General features: G+C 31.9%; 9 protein-coding genes and 1 pseudogene. 8 read left to right on the forward strand and 2 right to left on the reverse strand.

From position 1 onward, the window contains the following. Positions 1 to 34: 34 nt before the first annotated feature. Complete coding sequence (locus BWZ22_RS11590) at positions 35 to 4,375, forward strand: CusA/CzcA family heavy metal efflux RND transporter (RefSeq protein ID WP_076700163.1); 4,341 nt, start codon at positions 35 to 37, stop codon at positions 4,373 to 4,375. Between the two features lie 4 nt (positions 4,376 to 4,379). Then, positions 4,380 to 5,585, forward strand: coding sequence for an efflux RND transporter periplasmic adaptor subunit (locus BWZ22_RS11595; protein WP_076700165.1), 1,206 nt, complete (start codon positions 4,380 to 4,382; stop codon positions 5,583 to 5,585). 564 nt (positions 5,586 to 6,149) lie between these two features. Here BWZ22_RS11595 and BWZ22_RS16905 read toward each other — a convergent pair. Then, positions 6,150 to 7,043 carry an alpha/beta hydrolase family protein gene (locus BWZ22_RS16905; RefSeq protein WP_371326827.1) on the reverse strand — a complete coding sequence of 298 codons (894 nt, stop codon included), beginning with the start codon at positions 7,041 to 7,043 and terminating at the stop codon, positions 6,150 to 6,152. A gap of 99 nt (positions 7,044 to 7,142) precedes the next feature. Further along, positions 7,143 to 8,611 (reverse strand): annotated as a pseudogene (locus tag BWZ22_RS16910) (DPP IV N-terminal domain-containing protein); the annotation flags it as partial. 624 nt (positions 8,612 to 9,235) lie between these two features. Between BWZ22_RS16910 and BWZ22_RS11605 the strand changes: the two are divergent. From BWZ22_RS11605 to BWZ22_RS11630, 6 genes are all read left to right on the forward strand, one after another. After that, positions 9,236 to 11,005 carry a tetratricopeptide repeat protein gene (locus tag BWZ22_RS11605; protein ID WP_076700166.1) on the forward strand — a complete coding sequence of 590 codons (1,770 nt, stop codon included), beginning with the start codon at positions 9,236 to 9,238 and terminating at the stop codon, positions 11,003 to 11,005. A gap of 100 nt (positions 11,006 to 11,105) precedes the next feature. Then, positions 11,106 to 12,212: a serine hydrolase gene (locus BWZ22_RS11610; protein ID WP_076700168.1), complete on the forward strand. Its 1,107-nt coding sequence runs from the start codon at positions 11,106 to 11,108 to the stop codon at positions 12,210 to 12,212. Positions 12,213 to 12,235: 23 nt separating this feature from the next. Beyond that, a complete protein-coding gene (locus BWZ22_RS11615) occupies positions 12,236 to 13,105 on the forward strand; it encodes an SDR family oxidoreductase (RefSeq protein ID WP_076700169.1) in 870 nt (289 codons plus the stop codon). Positions 13,106 to 13,190: 85 nt separating this feature from the next. Next, complete coding sequence (locus BWZ22_RS11620; protein ID WP_076700171.1) at positions 13,191 to 13,832, forward strand: hypothetical protein; 642 nt, start codon at positions 13,191 to 13,193, stop codon at positions 13,830 to 13,832. Positions 13,833 to 13,949: 117 nt separating this feature from the next. Next, positions 13,950 to 14,546 (forward strand): hypothetical protein, encoded by a 597-nt coding sequence (locus BWZ22_RS11625; RefSeq protein ID WP_076700172.1) that lies wholly within the window; start codon positions 13,950 to 13,952, stop codon positions 14,544 to 14,546. Between the two features lie 49 nt (positions 14,547 to 14,595). Further along, a complete protein-coding gene (locus BWZ22_RS11630) occupies positions 14,596 to 15,735 on the forward strand; it encodes a serine hydrolase (protein WP_076700174.1) in 1,140 nt (379 codons plus the stop codon).

The raw sequence follows: 15,735 nt of genomic DNA on the forward strand, positions 1-15,735 counted from the left end.
TATCGAATAGTTTAACTGAATTAATACATTTTCTATGATTAATAAAATCATTGATTTTTCAATCAATAACAAATTCATTATTGGTTTGCTTACGCTTACCATAATCGGAGCAGGTATTTGGAGTATGACCAAAGTGCCAATAGATGCTGTTCCAGACATTACCAATAACCAAGTACAGGTTATTACACAAGCTCCCAATTTAGGTACGGAAGATATTGAACAGATTATAACATATCCAATTGAAGTGGCAATGAGCAATCTCCCCGATGTTCAGGAAATAAGGTCAATTTCCCGTTTTGGCTTATCAGTGGTTACCATCGTATTCGATGATGATATGGGAACTTACCTGCCTAGGCAATTAGTTACCGAAAAACTAAGCGAAGTCAAAGAGCAAATTCCTGCTGGATTTGGCGAACCCACAATGGGTCCTATTTCAACAGGTTTAGGAGAGATTTACCAATACACTTTAAAAGTAGCACCAGAGTACAAAGACAAATATACCATCACAGATTTACGCTCAATGCAAGATTGGATTGTACAGCGTCAAATGGCTATGGTTCCTGGTGTGGTAGAAGTAAACGCTATTGGTGGTAAAATTAAACAATACGAAGTAGCGGTTAATCCAAACGAGTTAAACGCTATTGGTCTAACAATTACTGATGTGTTTAATGCACTTGAAGCCAATAATCAAAATACAGGAGGTGCATATATTGAAAAGAACCATCAAGCTAATTTTATTCGCGGAGCAGGATTAGTACGAAGTTTAGAAGATATTAAAAAAATCACAGTCAAGAATATTAATAACATACCTGTGACAATTGGTGATATTGCTACAGTACAATTTGGCTCTGCAATACGTTATGGTGCACTAACCCAAGATGGTGAAGGAGAAGTCGTAGGTGGTTTGGTAATGATGTTAAAAGGAGCTAATTCTAATGATGTTATCACCAATGTAAAAGAGCGAATGGCACAAATAGAAAAGTCATTACCTGAAGGGGTTATTATTGAACCTTTATTAGATAGAAGTAAATTAATAGGTGAAACAACTTCTACAGTAACAACTAATCTTATTGAAGGTGCATTAATCGTCATTTTTGTGTTGGTCTTTTTATTAGGAAATTGGCGAGGTGGTTTAATCGTTGCTTCAACCATACCATTATCCTTATTATTCGCCTTTATTTTAATGAACGTGTTCGATGTTTGGGTAAACCTAATGAGTTTGGGAGCAATAGATTTCGGAATTATTGTAGATGGCGCTGTAATTATTGTAGAAAGTACAGTATTTCTAATTGCATCACAAGTCCTGAAAAAGAAACAGCTTACATCCAAAGAACGAGATAAAGTGGCGTCAAATGCTTCAAAAAAGATGATGAATGCTGCGTTCTTTGGTCAGTTGATTATCCTTATCGTTTTTCTACCCATTTTAGCCTTACAAGGTATTGAAGGAAAAATGTTTAAACCAATGGCATTGACATTTATATTCGCTATGATTGGTGCAATGGTACTGTGTTTAACGTATGTGCCAATGGTGTCAGCTTTAATAATAAGAACACCAAAAAATGATAAAAAATCCTATGGAGATATATTTGTGCATTGGGTTGAAGATAAATATCAGCCATTATTGGTAAACGCATTACGAAAAGGGAAATGGGTAATTGGTATTGCTGTTGTTTTGTTCGGAATTACAGTTTTTATGTTTTCAAGAATGGGTGGCGAGTTCATACCACAACTCGATGAAGGTGATATTGCTTTTCACGCTATTTTAAAACCAGGTAGTTCGCTTACAGAAACTATTGAAACCACAACTAAAATAGAACAAATAGTAAAAGCAAAATTTCCAGAAGTCAATAAAATTGTGAGTCGTATTGGTGTTGCCGAAATTCCAACAGACCCAATGCCAATGGATATTGCCGATGTTTTTGTTATCCTGAAACCTAAAAGCGAATGGACAACAGCTGAATCAAAAAATGAATTGATTGTGGCAATAAAAGAAGCAGTTGAAATGGTTCCTGGTGTTAATTATGAGTTTACTCAACCTATCGAAATGCGTTTTAATGAGTTGCTTGAAGGTATTCGTGAGGATATTGCTATAAAACTTTATGGCGAAGACATTGACATCCTATCTCAAAAAGCCGAAGAAATATCTAAAATTATTGCTGGTACTGAAGGTATTGGTGATATGAAAGCGGAAGCCATAACTGGTTTGCCGCAAATAACCATCAATTACAATAGGAACAAATTGGCACAATACGGACTTCAAATAAATACGCTCAATCAAACTGTACAATCTGCATTTGCAGGTGGTACAGCAGGTGTTATTTTTGAAGGAGAAAAACGATTTGATTTAGTAGTGCGTTTAAGTGCTCAAAACCGAAAGGATATTACAGATGTTCAAAATCTATTTATTAGTTTGCCTTCGGGTGCTCAAATTCCGTTGCGTGAAATTGCAGACGTAAGCTACAAAGCAGGACCAATGCAAATCAGTAGAGATAACACCAATAGAAGAACCTATGTAGGTGTTAATGTTAGAGGACGTGATGTAAAATCGTTAGTAACTGAAATTAAATCAAAATTAGATGCACAGCTGGAATTACCATCAGGTTATTTTATTCGTTATGGAGGTGCATTTGAAAATTTAGAACGTGCCAGCAACCGATTACAAACCGTTGTGCCTATAGCATTGTTACTCATATTTATACTAATATACTTTGCATTAAAATCTTTACCACAAACCTTAATGATTTACATAGCTATCCCTATGGCAACCATTGGTGGTGTTGTAGCTTTATGGTTACGCGATATGCCATTTAGTATTTCAGCAGGTGTTGGTTTTATTGTGTTGTTTGGTGTGGCAGTTTTAAATGGTTTGGTAATGATAAGCGGACTCAACGAATTAAAAGAAGAAGGAGTAATCAATCTAAAGGATAGAATAGTTGAAGGTACTAAACGAAGAATTAGACCTATTATGTTAACTGCCTTTACAGATGTATTAGGCTTTCTACCAATGGCTATTTCATCAGCAGCAGGGGCAGAAGTACAACGTCCTTTGGCAACTGTAGTTATTGGTGGACTATTAACTTCAACACTGCTAACACTATTTGTGTTGCCTATTTTATACCATTGGGTTGAAAACAAATCTTTTACGTTTAAGCCAAACAAAAAGTTAGTAACAACAACAGCATTGGTGTTATTACTACTTGGCTTTTCATCACAAAGTAATGCACAAGAGTTAAATAATATAATTCCCAAAATTTCATTACAGGAAGCTGTTGAACTCGCAAAAAGTAATTATCCATTATTGAAGCAAAAGCAGTTAGAAATTACAAAACAAGAACAATTAAAGGCAACTGTTTATGATTTTGGAACGACTCAAATTTTCACAGGAGGAGGAGAGATTGATAATGGTAATGGTAATGGCATCTATACAATCATTGGTATGGGGCAATCTAATATTGAAGTATTTGGCATTGGCTCTAAAAAGAAGTTGCAAGAACAACGCATTCTAATGGCACAAAAAGCCTTTGAATTATCCGAATTGGAACTGGAGTTGGAAGTTAAAAAAGCATGGTCAAAATGCTATCAAAAGAAACGAAACTATGATTTGTATAAGGAACTAGATTCCATTTATTCCAAATTCGAACAAGCAGTAGTTTTAAATTATGAAGTTGAAGCTATTTCCAAGTTAGAGTATTCGGCAGCTAAGAATCAAGCGTTACAAATTCAGAATAAAAAAACACAAGCCTATAGTGATTATCTTATTGCTTTACAGCAATTCAATTTGTGGTTGGTTTCAGATGAAATTTTTACGGTTTCAAATGAATTTGATGTAGCTATGGATATAGATATGGAAACGTTCAGTATTGAAAGTCATCCATTGTACAGTATGTCCCAAAATATAGTAGATGAAGCGGAAGCGAAATACAAAGCAGCAAAAGCAGATAATTTACCAAAGTTCAATCTTCAAGGTGGTTTACAAAAAGTCAATGGCAATTTAGGATTTTATACCTATCAAGCAGGAATTTCCATTCCGTTTTTATCAGGTACTAACAAAGCTCAAATTAGAAATGCCAAAATAGATAAAGACATAGCGGAAACCAATGTAGCGTTCAAAAAGCAGGAAGTACAATCAAGGTTTGTTCAGGCTAAAGAAAATTACGTTAAATGGAAAACGTCTTGGGAGTTTTACAAAGAACAAGTTTTACCATTAACAAAAGAGCAAAAAACAGGTGCTTTATTGGCATACAGAGAAGGAGAAATAGATTATACTGCATTTACGCAGCTGATAAAAGAAGCCATTCAATTAGAATTAGAAGCTCAATCAGCATTAATGAACTATTTAGAAAGCACATTTCAACTACAATATTTTAATCAATAAGACAATGAGAAATAAAATATATAAAATTCTTACCGTAATCGTGTTAACCATGTTTGTTTCAGCTTGCGGTAATAAAGAAAATCATTCAGAAGAAGACGGTCATTCTCACGATGAAGAACAAAAAACAGAAGTTAACGAAGCGCATTATGATGAAGATGAGGTTGTGCTTTCTCAGCAACAATTTAATACTTTACAACTGAAAATAGATACATTGGCATTACGCAATATAAGTGGTTATGTAGAAGCAAATGGAACGTTAGAAGTACCTCCTCAAAGTGAAGCAGCTATTACGGCAGTAGTTGGTGCTAATGTTGTTTCAATTGAAGTGATTGAAGGTGATAAAGTGAGTAAAGGTCAAGTCGTGGCTTATCTGTCGCACCCAAATATTATAAAACTACAAACCGATTATTTAAATGCTTACAGCAATAGTAATTTTTTACAAAAGAATTACCAACGTCAACAAAAATTATACGATGCAGGTGTTGGTTCTGGGGCTAATTTTCAAAAGGCAGAAGCAGAATACGTTGCATCCAAAGCTAAGGTAAATGGTTTAGAAGCTCAATTAAAGATACTGAATGTAAATACGGTTTCTGTTCGTAATGGCACAATTGCACAACGCATAGCATTGCGTAGCCCCATAGAAGGTTATGTGCAAAAAGTTGAAGTAAAAACAGGACAATATGTAGCCCCAGAAACAGAATTGTTTGAAGTTGTAAACACGCATCACGTTCATGCCGATTTAATGGTTTTTGAAAAAGACGTACATAAAGTAAAGAAAGGTCAAAAAGTAAACTTTACGGTACAATCCATTCAAGATAGTGAGCTTATAGCAGATATTTATTCCATAAGTAAAACGTTTGAGAATAACCTAAAAGCAGTTCACGTTCACGCAGAAATAGAAAACAAAAAAGGCAACTTAATTCCAGGGATGTACATTCGGGGTAAAATTCAAGTAGATAGTATCTTAACAACAGTATTACCCGAAAGTGCCATTGTTAAAGATGGAAATAGGTATTATGTGTTTTCCGTAGAAAAAGAAAATAACGATTGGAGTTTTAAGCCTATTGAAGTGGTTGTAGGAGAAAAAGATGGTAATTGGATGTCAATTCAATTTATTGAAGAAATAGGTGAAAACACAAAATTTGCATATAACAATGCTTATTACCTAATTGCTGAAATGAAAAAAGGTAAAGCCGAACATTCACATTAATTGTGTGAAACAATAAAACCATATGACCTACTGCAGTACGTTTATTGATTTACAAACTTTATAAAGCTAAACTCTATGTTAGTAAGATGAGTAAAATTCTATAAGTTAATATATTTGGTTTGGCAATTTCTTAAAGATCAATATGATAAATATTATTTTGTATAATTTAGAATTATCAGAGCTAATGGTCACTATTTTAAAGGACTGTTTTAAAAGTTATGGAGCCCTAGCATGAAAGTGAGTATCACAATTTTATTTTTTAGATGAAGCTTTAAAACTTCATTTATTTACAAGAATTAAGAAACTGAGGAAATAGAGGTGTTTCTCATTGTACGAATTAAGCATTAGTGATTTTGCGCTCGAATTACCTGATTTTTACAGAACTTTCATCTAAGAAATTTTTTAAATAAAATATCTATCAAGTAGATACATTTTTGTAAAGAAGGTAAACTGTGGCAATTTAAAAAATTGCCACAGTTTATTTGAAAAAAATAGAATTCACCACCATTATTATACGTTGACTGCTAATATTTTTTAATTTTATTTAAGTTAAGTGGTTTTTAATTAGTGTTTTAGAGGGGTGTCTCTATTCATTTCTATTATATCTACACTCGTAGCTTCTTTACCAAGAAAGTGTTTACTAAAAAAGTCGGCTTTTAACCAGAAAAAATACTCAGTCATACTGCCAAACGAATGGCGTTGCCCTGGCATAAGCATAAAATCAAACCGCTTGTTTGCATTAATTAGAGCATTTGCCATTCTAATTGTTGCTGCAGGATGTACAATATCATCAATGCCTCCAGTTACAAGCATTAATTTTCCTTTTAAGTTTTTAGCTAACTCTAAGTTGTTATCAACCATAAATTTATACTTGACATTTCCTTCTCCATTTTTTTCTTCATTTATACCATGACTTTTTTCGATCCACCAACTATTATAGATGGTGTTATCATGGTTTCCCGCAGACGATACAGCAGCTTTAAAGAAATCTGGGTACACTAGCATGGCGGCTGTAGACATAAATCCACCTCCTGAGTGACCAAAAATTCCAACCTTTTCAATATCTATAAAATCATATTTATCAGCAAGTTGTTCAGCTACATATTTTTTATCGGCCAGACCATAATCTCTTAAATTGCCGTAGCCATAAGTATGATACCATTTTGAACGATCTGGGTGACCTCCTCTATTACCAAAAGTAACAACTATAAAGCCTATTTGTGCCATTCGATCTGTATTATCCATTGAAAAAGAAAAAGATTTATTTACAGACTCAGTTTGAGGACCTGGATATACATGTTCAATTAATGGGTATTTTTTAGATTCGTCAAAATCAAAAGGTTTATACATTACGCCGTAAATGTCTGTAATACCATCAGCTGCTTTCATTTTAAAAGGTTCTGGAAACTTATACCCTGTAGCTATTAATTGGGATAAATCGGCTTCTTCTAATTTCATTATAAGGTTTCCATTACTGTTTCTTAACTCAGATTTTGGTGCAGTATTTACTCTAGAATAATTACTAACAATATACTTATTCGAATCTGATTTATATGTGGTAGTATTGAAATTACCAGGATTTAAACATTTTAAACTCGTTCCATTAAGGTTAATTTTATAGAGATGTGCATAGTACGGATCAATATCTTTATTAACACCATTTGCTGTAAAATAAAGAATACGCTCATTTTCATCTATACCTTCAAACGAAGACACATGAAATTCACCATTGGTAACCTGATGTTTTAAATTTCCTTGCGTGTCATATAAATAATAATGCCCCAACCATCTCTTTCAGACCAAAAGAGAATTTCATTTTCATTATTAAATAAATGAATGGGTTCCCAATAATTTTCTAAAGAAACATTAGAATGTTCTTTTATTAAAGTTGTTACTTCTCCGGAATTAATATCTGCAACATGAACATCTAATCGTTTAAAATCACGACTTATAGTACTAAAATATATTTTTCCTTTTTTTGAAATAAGTAAAGAAGGTTTATGTTTAATTGTGTCGTTTTTTTGATAAATATATTGGTATATGCTTATATTTTGCTGTACTGTAGTATCTAATTTTACTGGAGTAATAGCTTTGGTGCGAGTATCAAAAATATCGATATATTGTTTAGGGTATTCTTGTTCTCCCGCCATATGATATTTATAAGTTTCAAGCGTTGGGCGCTTGTTTGAAATAGAGTTAATAACCCATAAATCTTTAATATGTCTTTTGTCTGTGCGTTGAAATACAAATTTTTTAGAATCGTGAGACCAGTAACCAGAGATACGATATCTTTTGTCTTTCTTTATCCCGCTACTTCCGCCGTAACTAAAGTGCTCTACACCATCTTTAGTCCATTGGTTTTCAATAATGGTGGGGTCATTCTCATTTTTTAATGCTTTTAAATAATTCTCTTTATCCATCCAATATAAATTGAAGTTTTTAGAGAATAACACTATGGTACTATCTGGAGCTATACTTGCCCAAGAAACATATTTTTTATTGCTTTTTTTACTGTTTATAATAGTTAGTCCATTACCACCTAACTTATATTCTAAATGATACACCTTGTTTTGCATTCTAGGGGCTTTCTTTCTTGCGTTTTTTTCCTCATCTTCTACTTCTACTTTTTCTTTTGAAGTTATCTTAAACCTTATAGCCGTTTCGTTTTTAACAAACTTAAAATTAAAACGTGGTAAGTGTTTTGCATCATAAGCGTCTTTAGTTATTTCTGATAACCACTTAGCCATTTTTGCATTGTCAAATAATTTGTTTCGCGTTTTTTTTTCTGGATCAACAATGTAGTAATTAGAGCCTTCACTTGTTTTATATTGATACCAAAAACGATTTCCTTTTTCTAACCAATGTGGAAAAACCTCTGTAGAATGTACAATCTTGCTAATATTTTTTGGTGAAAATTTAGATGCTAACCTATAATTAGGTGATGGTGTTTTTGTATTTGATTCTTGTGAAAAAGAAGCGTGGTTAACTAATAATACTAGGGTAAATAAGATGAGAATTTGTTTCATTATTATAAGTTTAATTTGTAAAAATAGTATGTTATTATTACAAGGAAGACGCAATTTTAGAACTGTGCCCTAATTTGGTTTATGTTAAAGTTATTATAAAGGAATATATAAACCATAAAACCTTAGAGGTAGGGTGTCTAGTTTTAATCTTGTTATTACCCCTAAGCACCAATTCATCAGATAGGTACTAGAAATTGTATTCAATTGCTCAATGCCTAAGATATGAGTAATATTATTAACTTTATGCAAAGTACCTACAAGGTACACTATTTAGCATAGCAAATATCTTGTGTTACCAACCAATTATTAAAATATTAGACTTGCTATGTTAGAAAAGTAATTGAACGTTGTTTCTAGATAATAATTGTTATGATTTATAGAGAAAAAGTATTAAAGAAAACTAAATAAGTATTATTAACTTAAATCTTTATATTCAAGAATCATTATTATAAAAGTTTATTTTAATTTTCAATCTGCTAGGTGCTTTTTTACATAGATGAAAATTAGCAGCAAAACAGAATATTTTCTGTAAAAAATTTTAGTTAAGATTTTTTTGATTATTATAGCATACAAATTATCTCAACAAGTTTGTAACAAAACAAAGTGTTGCTAGTCTTAAAGTAAATGAAAGAAGCACAATCAATAGCTGTATTACCATTTGTAAACAGAACCAACGATTCAGAAAATGAATATTTCTGCGATGGTATTACAGAAGAAATTATAAATGCTCTTACAAAGATTGAGCAACTTAAAGTTATAGCAAGAACTTCATCATTTGCATTTAAAGGAAAAGATGTTGATATAAGAGACGTTGGAAAACAATTGGGGGTAAATACAATTCTTGAGGGAAGCATTAAAAAATCTCAAGATAAAGTTAGAATAACAGCCCAATTAATTGATGTTAATAACGGGATACATTATTGGTCTAAAAAATTTGATAGACAATTAATAGATATTTTTGATTTAGAAGATGAAATTAGTCTAGCCATTGCAGATGAGGTTAGAAACAATTTTGGGCACTTTGAAGTTCAAGAACATTTAATTAAGCAACCTACTAATAATATTGAAGCTTATCAATTGTTTTTAAAAGGTCGCTCATTACAATTAAAATGGACATCCCAAAGCATAAGCGAAGCCATTACCTATTATAATAAAGCTATTAACTTAGATAAAAACTATGCTAAAGCCTATTATGCCAATTTGCAGTGCTATGGTTTATTGGCAATGTGGGGGTATATGTCGTTTGATGAAGCTATGGAACTTGCTATAAATAACCTTTTAATAGCAAAAGATATTGATGCTTCATTGCCAGAATACCCATTATCATTTGTTGGTAAGTTTTTTTGGCAAGAATGGGATTTTAAAAATGCCTATCTTCATATTAATCAAGTGCTTGCTATAAATCCAAAACATATTGATGGTCTTGAAGCTATGACAGAATTGTTCATTGCTCTTGGATTTTTTGATGAAGCTTTACTTTATGCACACAAACTCTTAGAAGTAGATCCGCTTTCAGCAAATAATCATTACACTTTAGCCCACATTTATTACTATAAAAAAGATTATAAAAAGGCATTAAGAAAAATAGAATATGCTTTACAGTTAAACCCAGAATTAGAGTTGGCTCATCACTTACAATGCTTTTGCTTTATATGGTTAAACAAAGAATTAGAGTTTAATGAAGCTATTAAAAACACGTCTTTACAACAGGAAAAAATACTGTTATTTAAAGCTATAAATGAATCTGAAGTTGAAGTTCCTGCAGATTTAATTGCTCAATGGAGTGATTTTAAAAGTGAAGGAAATCTATTAACGCCTTATGATTTATACATTTTGGCTAATACAAAGCATAAAGATTTAGCTTTTAATATATTACAAGATAAAATAAATCACAGAAGAGGACAAGTCATTAACTTTAGGCAAGAACCATTTTTAAACCAGTTAAGAAATTACAAAGACTTCAAACAGTTGCATCAGTCTAATTTATTGAAGTCTGATATAAGTTTACCAGATAACAAAAACAAGCCACTTACAGGTATTTTAAATGCAAATCAAATTTCTAATTTAAGACAAAATCTTATTTCTTATTTTGAACAAGAAGCGCCGTTTTTAGACCCCCAATTAAATTTAAGCACGGTAGCTAAAGTATTAGACTTAAATACCAACAAAATTTCGTACCTAATTAATGAAGCCTTTAATGTTAATTTTAATGATTTTGTAAACGCTTATCGTTTAAAGCATTTTAAAAAAATAGCCCTAAACCCTAAAAACAGCCATTTAACCATTCTTGGTTTAGCATATGATAGTGGTTTTAATTCAAAAAGTGTATTCAATACTTATTTCAAAAAAATAGAAAACACTACTCCAAGAGCTTGGATGAAAGCCCATTTGTAGTAAATCTTAATTAGTTCGTTTCAGATTATAATTCAGAACGATTGCATTGCTTTTCTGATGAATCTTTGCATCAAAATTAATAATCTAAAAACGAACAATTATGAAAACATCCATTCAACAATGCAACAATTATTTAACAAACAACCTATTAGTAGCCCTTTTAGTTGCCTTAATAACTACAGTATCATCTTGTTCAAGTGATGATCATGTAAATTCACCAACAATAAACTACACCACCGTTGAAAATTTATTAACCGACATTGATTTTCAAGGTTATGCCATTGTAACTAAAAACGGTAACGATTTAGTACGTCAAGGTTTTGGGTTAGCTAATGAAAGTACGGCATTACCTCAAGATTATAACCTAGCCTATAGAATAGGTTCTGTTACTAAAACACTAACGGCAGCAGCCATGGTACAATTAAAACGAGATGGTTTAATCACTAGTTTTAACCAAACTTTAGATGAATTTGATGCCGAATTTCCAAACGGTAATCAAATTACAATAACTCAGTTATTATCGCATCAATCCGGTATTCCAGATTATCAATTTATAGTTGAAGAAGCCTACGAACAAGGAGCAACTTTAGATGAAGAAGATATTTATGAAGTCGTTATTGAAATGATTTCTGAAAACGGACTCAATTTCACACCTGGTTCTAATAAACAGTATAGCAATTCTAACTTTCTTATTGCTGCTTTATTAGTTCAAGAATTATCTCAAATGTCTTATCATGAGTACATTCAACAAAATATTTTTAGTCCATTAGAAATAGCCAATACCTATAAAGGTACCAATGCTATTGACTCTAATACACATGCCGAAGGTTATAAAAACGGTAACATTAATAGTACTTATCCAATGACCATTGCTTTTGGTGTTGGTGATTTTAGTAGTACTCCCAAAGACATGGAAACGTGGGTAAATGCAGTAAAAACAAATTGGTTTACAGAGGCTGAAAAAGCAGAAATATTTGCCGAAGACGTACCTAGTGGTTATGTAGATTTTGGTTTGGGCTGGTTTACTACACAAGAAGGCAACACCACATTGTATTGGCACGGTGGCGATATTAATGGCTATTGGAGTATGATTGGTTTTATACCAGAATACAATGCTACCATTGTACTGTTAAGTAACAAACAAGACGATACAGGAACACAACGTAATACTATTATTGAACAACTACTAACAAATGAGTTTAATTAAAATAACTTTTAAACTTATTAATAATGAAACATACTAATATTTTATTGGCAGGAGCTACAGGCTATTTGGGTAGATTTTTATTAAAGGTTTTAATTGAAAAACAAAACCAGGTAGTTGCAATAGTGCGTAACCCAGATAAACTCAAAAATAGTAATGAAAACTATTTAGAAGTTAAACAAGCCGAAGTAACAAATCCTGAAACCTTACGAGACATTTGTAAAGGTATAGATATCGTAATTTCTACTGTGGGTATTACCAGACAAAAAGATGGAGTAACCTATATGGATGTAGATTATCAGGCTAATATGAATTTGCTTGACGAAGCTAAAAAGTCTGGTGTAAAAAACTTCGTGTATGTATCTGCTATTAATGGCGATAAATACAGACATTTAAAAATATTTGAAGCCAAAGAAAAATTTGTTGATGCTTTAAAAATTTCAGGATTAAACTATACCATAGTAAGACCCAACGGTTTTTTCTCTGATATGAAAGACTTTTTGCAAATGGCTAAATCGGGGAGAGTGTATTTATTTGGTTCGGGCAATCAAAAATTTAATCCTATTCATGGAGAAGATTTAGCAAGAGCCATAATAGAAACACTTGATAATGACGTTAAAGAATTTACAGTTGGTGGGCCAGATGTGTTAAGTTTAAATGAAATAAGCCAACTGGCTTTAAACGCTTTTAATAAATCAAATAAAATAACTCATTTACCAGATTTTATAAGAAGGTTAACCATTTGGGGGCTTAGAAATTTTACAAGCGTTAAAACTTATGGACCAATTGAATTTTTTCTAACCTTAATGGCAGAAGATAATATTGCGCCAACCTACGGTAATCATCATTTAAAAGATTTTTATATAGAAGAAGCTAAAAAAGGTTTCAAATCATAATTCAGGACGATTGGCCTTCACTTCTATTACATCTTTGCATCATCAAATTATTAATCAAAAAACGAACAATTTAACATCAATTACAATGAAAAAACTATTAATCATCTGTTTAACACTTTTCACTCTTAATGTCTTCGCTCAACAGATATCAAAACCATCAAAACAAAGCGAAAACCATAAATACAGAGTGAGTTTTCCTGCCATTATCTTAGCTAATATTGGAGACGGAGGCAAAAGAACTAACACACAACACATCGAATTACACGTTAAACGTGAGCTTGATAATAAAAACATTGTTGGGTTAAAATTTGCTACCTGGAGGTTGTTTCAACCCATGGGAATTCAGTGGTGGGATGGACTCAAAGATAAAATTGATTCTAAGAGTGAATTTTATCCAGGATATTTACGCGAAACAGGTATAGGAATATCGTATCAACGCATGCTTTGGAAAGGATTGTTTGCATCTGTAGAAGTTTTACCGCAGTACAAAACTTATTTAGATTTAAACGATAAAAAAATAGCAAACGGTTTTAAGCTTTACACATCATACCATGTTGGTTATCATATTGCTTTTGGTAAAAAGAAACGCATTTTTATAGAACCTCAAATTCATTGTCAAAACTGGGTGTTTGATACAAATACGCCAGATGAATTCAAAGCATTAGATAACAAATGGAAATCCTATTTCCTTTTTGAACCTAACCTTTATATAGGTATAAAATTTTAAAGCATATAGTAAAGTTGTTGAGGTTGAAGTATTGAAGTATCACTCAAAACAATTCGCTTCAATAGGCAAGGCAACTTTTTAACATCAAATTTAAATCAATCAAAAAAACAAACAGTAATGAAAACACTTAATTTATCTATTTTAAAATTAATAGTATTAGCAGTAATGTACTTTTTTAGTTTAACTATAAGTGCTCAAAATGAAAATTTAAATACAACCGTCAGACAAGGTTTTATGTTTGAGTTTAGTCTTGGCGCGGGCGTTATTAGTTTAGAAGATAGTGCTGGTTTACAAAGTTTTGATGACTCTCAGGGGAGCTTTACTTTTCCAGACTTAAAATTTGGATATCTTTTAAATAATAAACTTGCACTTACAGTCTCAATGCCTGGAATGATATATGACGTGACAGATTATGAAAGGCATTTTGGAGGCTTTATACCTTCTGTTCAATATTGGGTAAAAGACCGTTGGTGGATTCATGGCGGTGTAGGTTTAGCTATAGATTCTCCAGCATTGTATGATATTAAAGAAGGAAATGAAGATTGGAATTTTGGTTGTGCGGTAATGGCTAGTTCTGGTTATGAGATTTATAAAAAGAAAAACTTTGCATTAAACATTCAATCTAATGTATTTATGGGGAGAGCTTTTTTAGATGGAGATGCCCATAGAGATGCTGTAACCTTTAATTTAGGTCTAGGTTTCAGTTGGTTATAAAAATAAAGAACTATTTTAGATTTACTATTTACACTACTAAAGCAGTAAAATGAAAAATAATTTAGTACTAACTTTATTACTCTTTACATCAATATTCTCTTTTGGTCAGCAAACCATAGATGGAGATCTTAAAGAATTGTTTAAAGTCGAGTTAAAAAACGAAATAATTTCTAATGCTGTTCTACAAGTGTATTCTAAATCTAAAGATATTAATGTTCAATTGTTTGAAAATGAGTTTGGAACAGAGGGTTCTGTAACTGTAAACAGTCCATTTTATACGGCTAGTATTACCAAAATGCTAACAGCAACGGCTATTGGGATTTTAAATGATAGAAAGCTTTTAAGTTTTAATGACACTATAAGTCAATATTTACCAAATAAACTTCTTAGGGGGCTTCATGTTTTAGATGGAGAAGAATATTCAAAAAAAATAACCATAACTCATTTATTGCAGCACACATCAGGGTTACCAGATTATTTTGAAGATCAAACTACAGATGGTACTCCAAACATAATTTCACAATTATTTATAAAACCAGAAAAAATATGGACACCTGAGGCAATTATTGAGTTTACTAAAATTAACATGACACCTCATTTTATTCCGGGTAAAGGCTACCATTATACAGACACCGAGTATGTGCTTTTAGGTTTAATAATTGAAAAAGTTAGCGGTTTAAAATTAGAAGCATTTTTTAAGCAGGAAATTTTTAAGCCTTTAAAAATGTACCATTCATATATGAACTTAAAATCTACTCCAATTAATGAAACTTTACCTATGCAGAAGTTTTATGCCAGTGATACAGAAATATCATCATTACAGAGCTTAAGTGCAGATTGGAGCGGGGGAGGTTTAGTAGCTACAACTCAAGATTTAATTCGTTTTTTAGAAGCATTCAATAAAAACAAAATTGTTAAAAATGATACCCGTTTGCAAATGCAAAACTGGGAGCCAGAAACTTACGGAATGGATTATGGTTTTGGGGTAAGAAAAGTATCTTTTAAAAAATTAATGAACCAAAACACCAATTTAACGGTTATAGGGCATTCTGGTAGTACAGCATCTTTTTTATGGTATTGTCCACAAACAGATACTTATGTCTCTGGAACCTTAAACCAAATAGAAGCCAACAAAAATGCTTTATTAATGGTTTTTAAAATCCTTAATTTAATTCAAAAAAAATACTAG

The organism is Seonamhaeicola sp. S2-3, assembly GCF_001971785.1.
In the GTDB taxonomy this organism is placed as follows: Bacteria; Bacteroidota; Bacteroidia; order Flavobacteriales; family Flavobacteriaceae; genus Seonamhaeicola.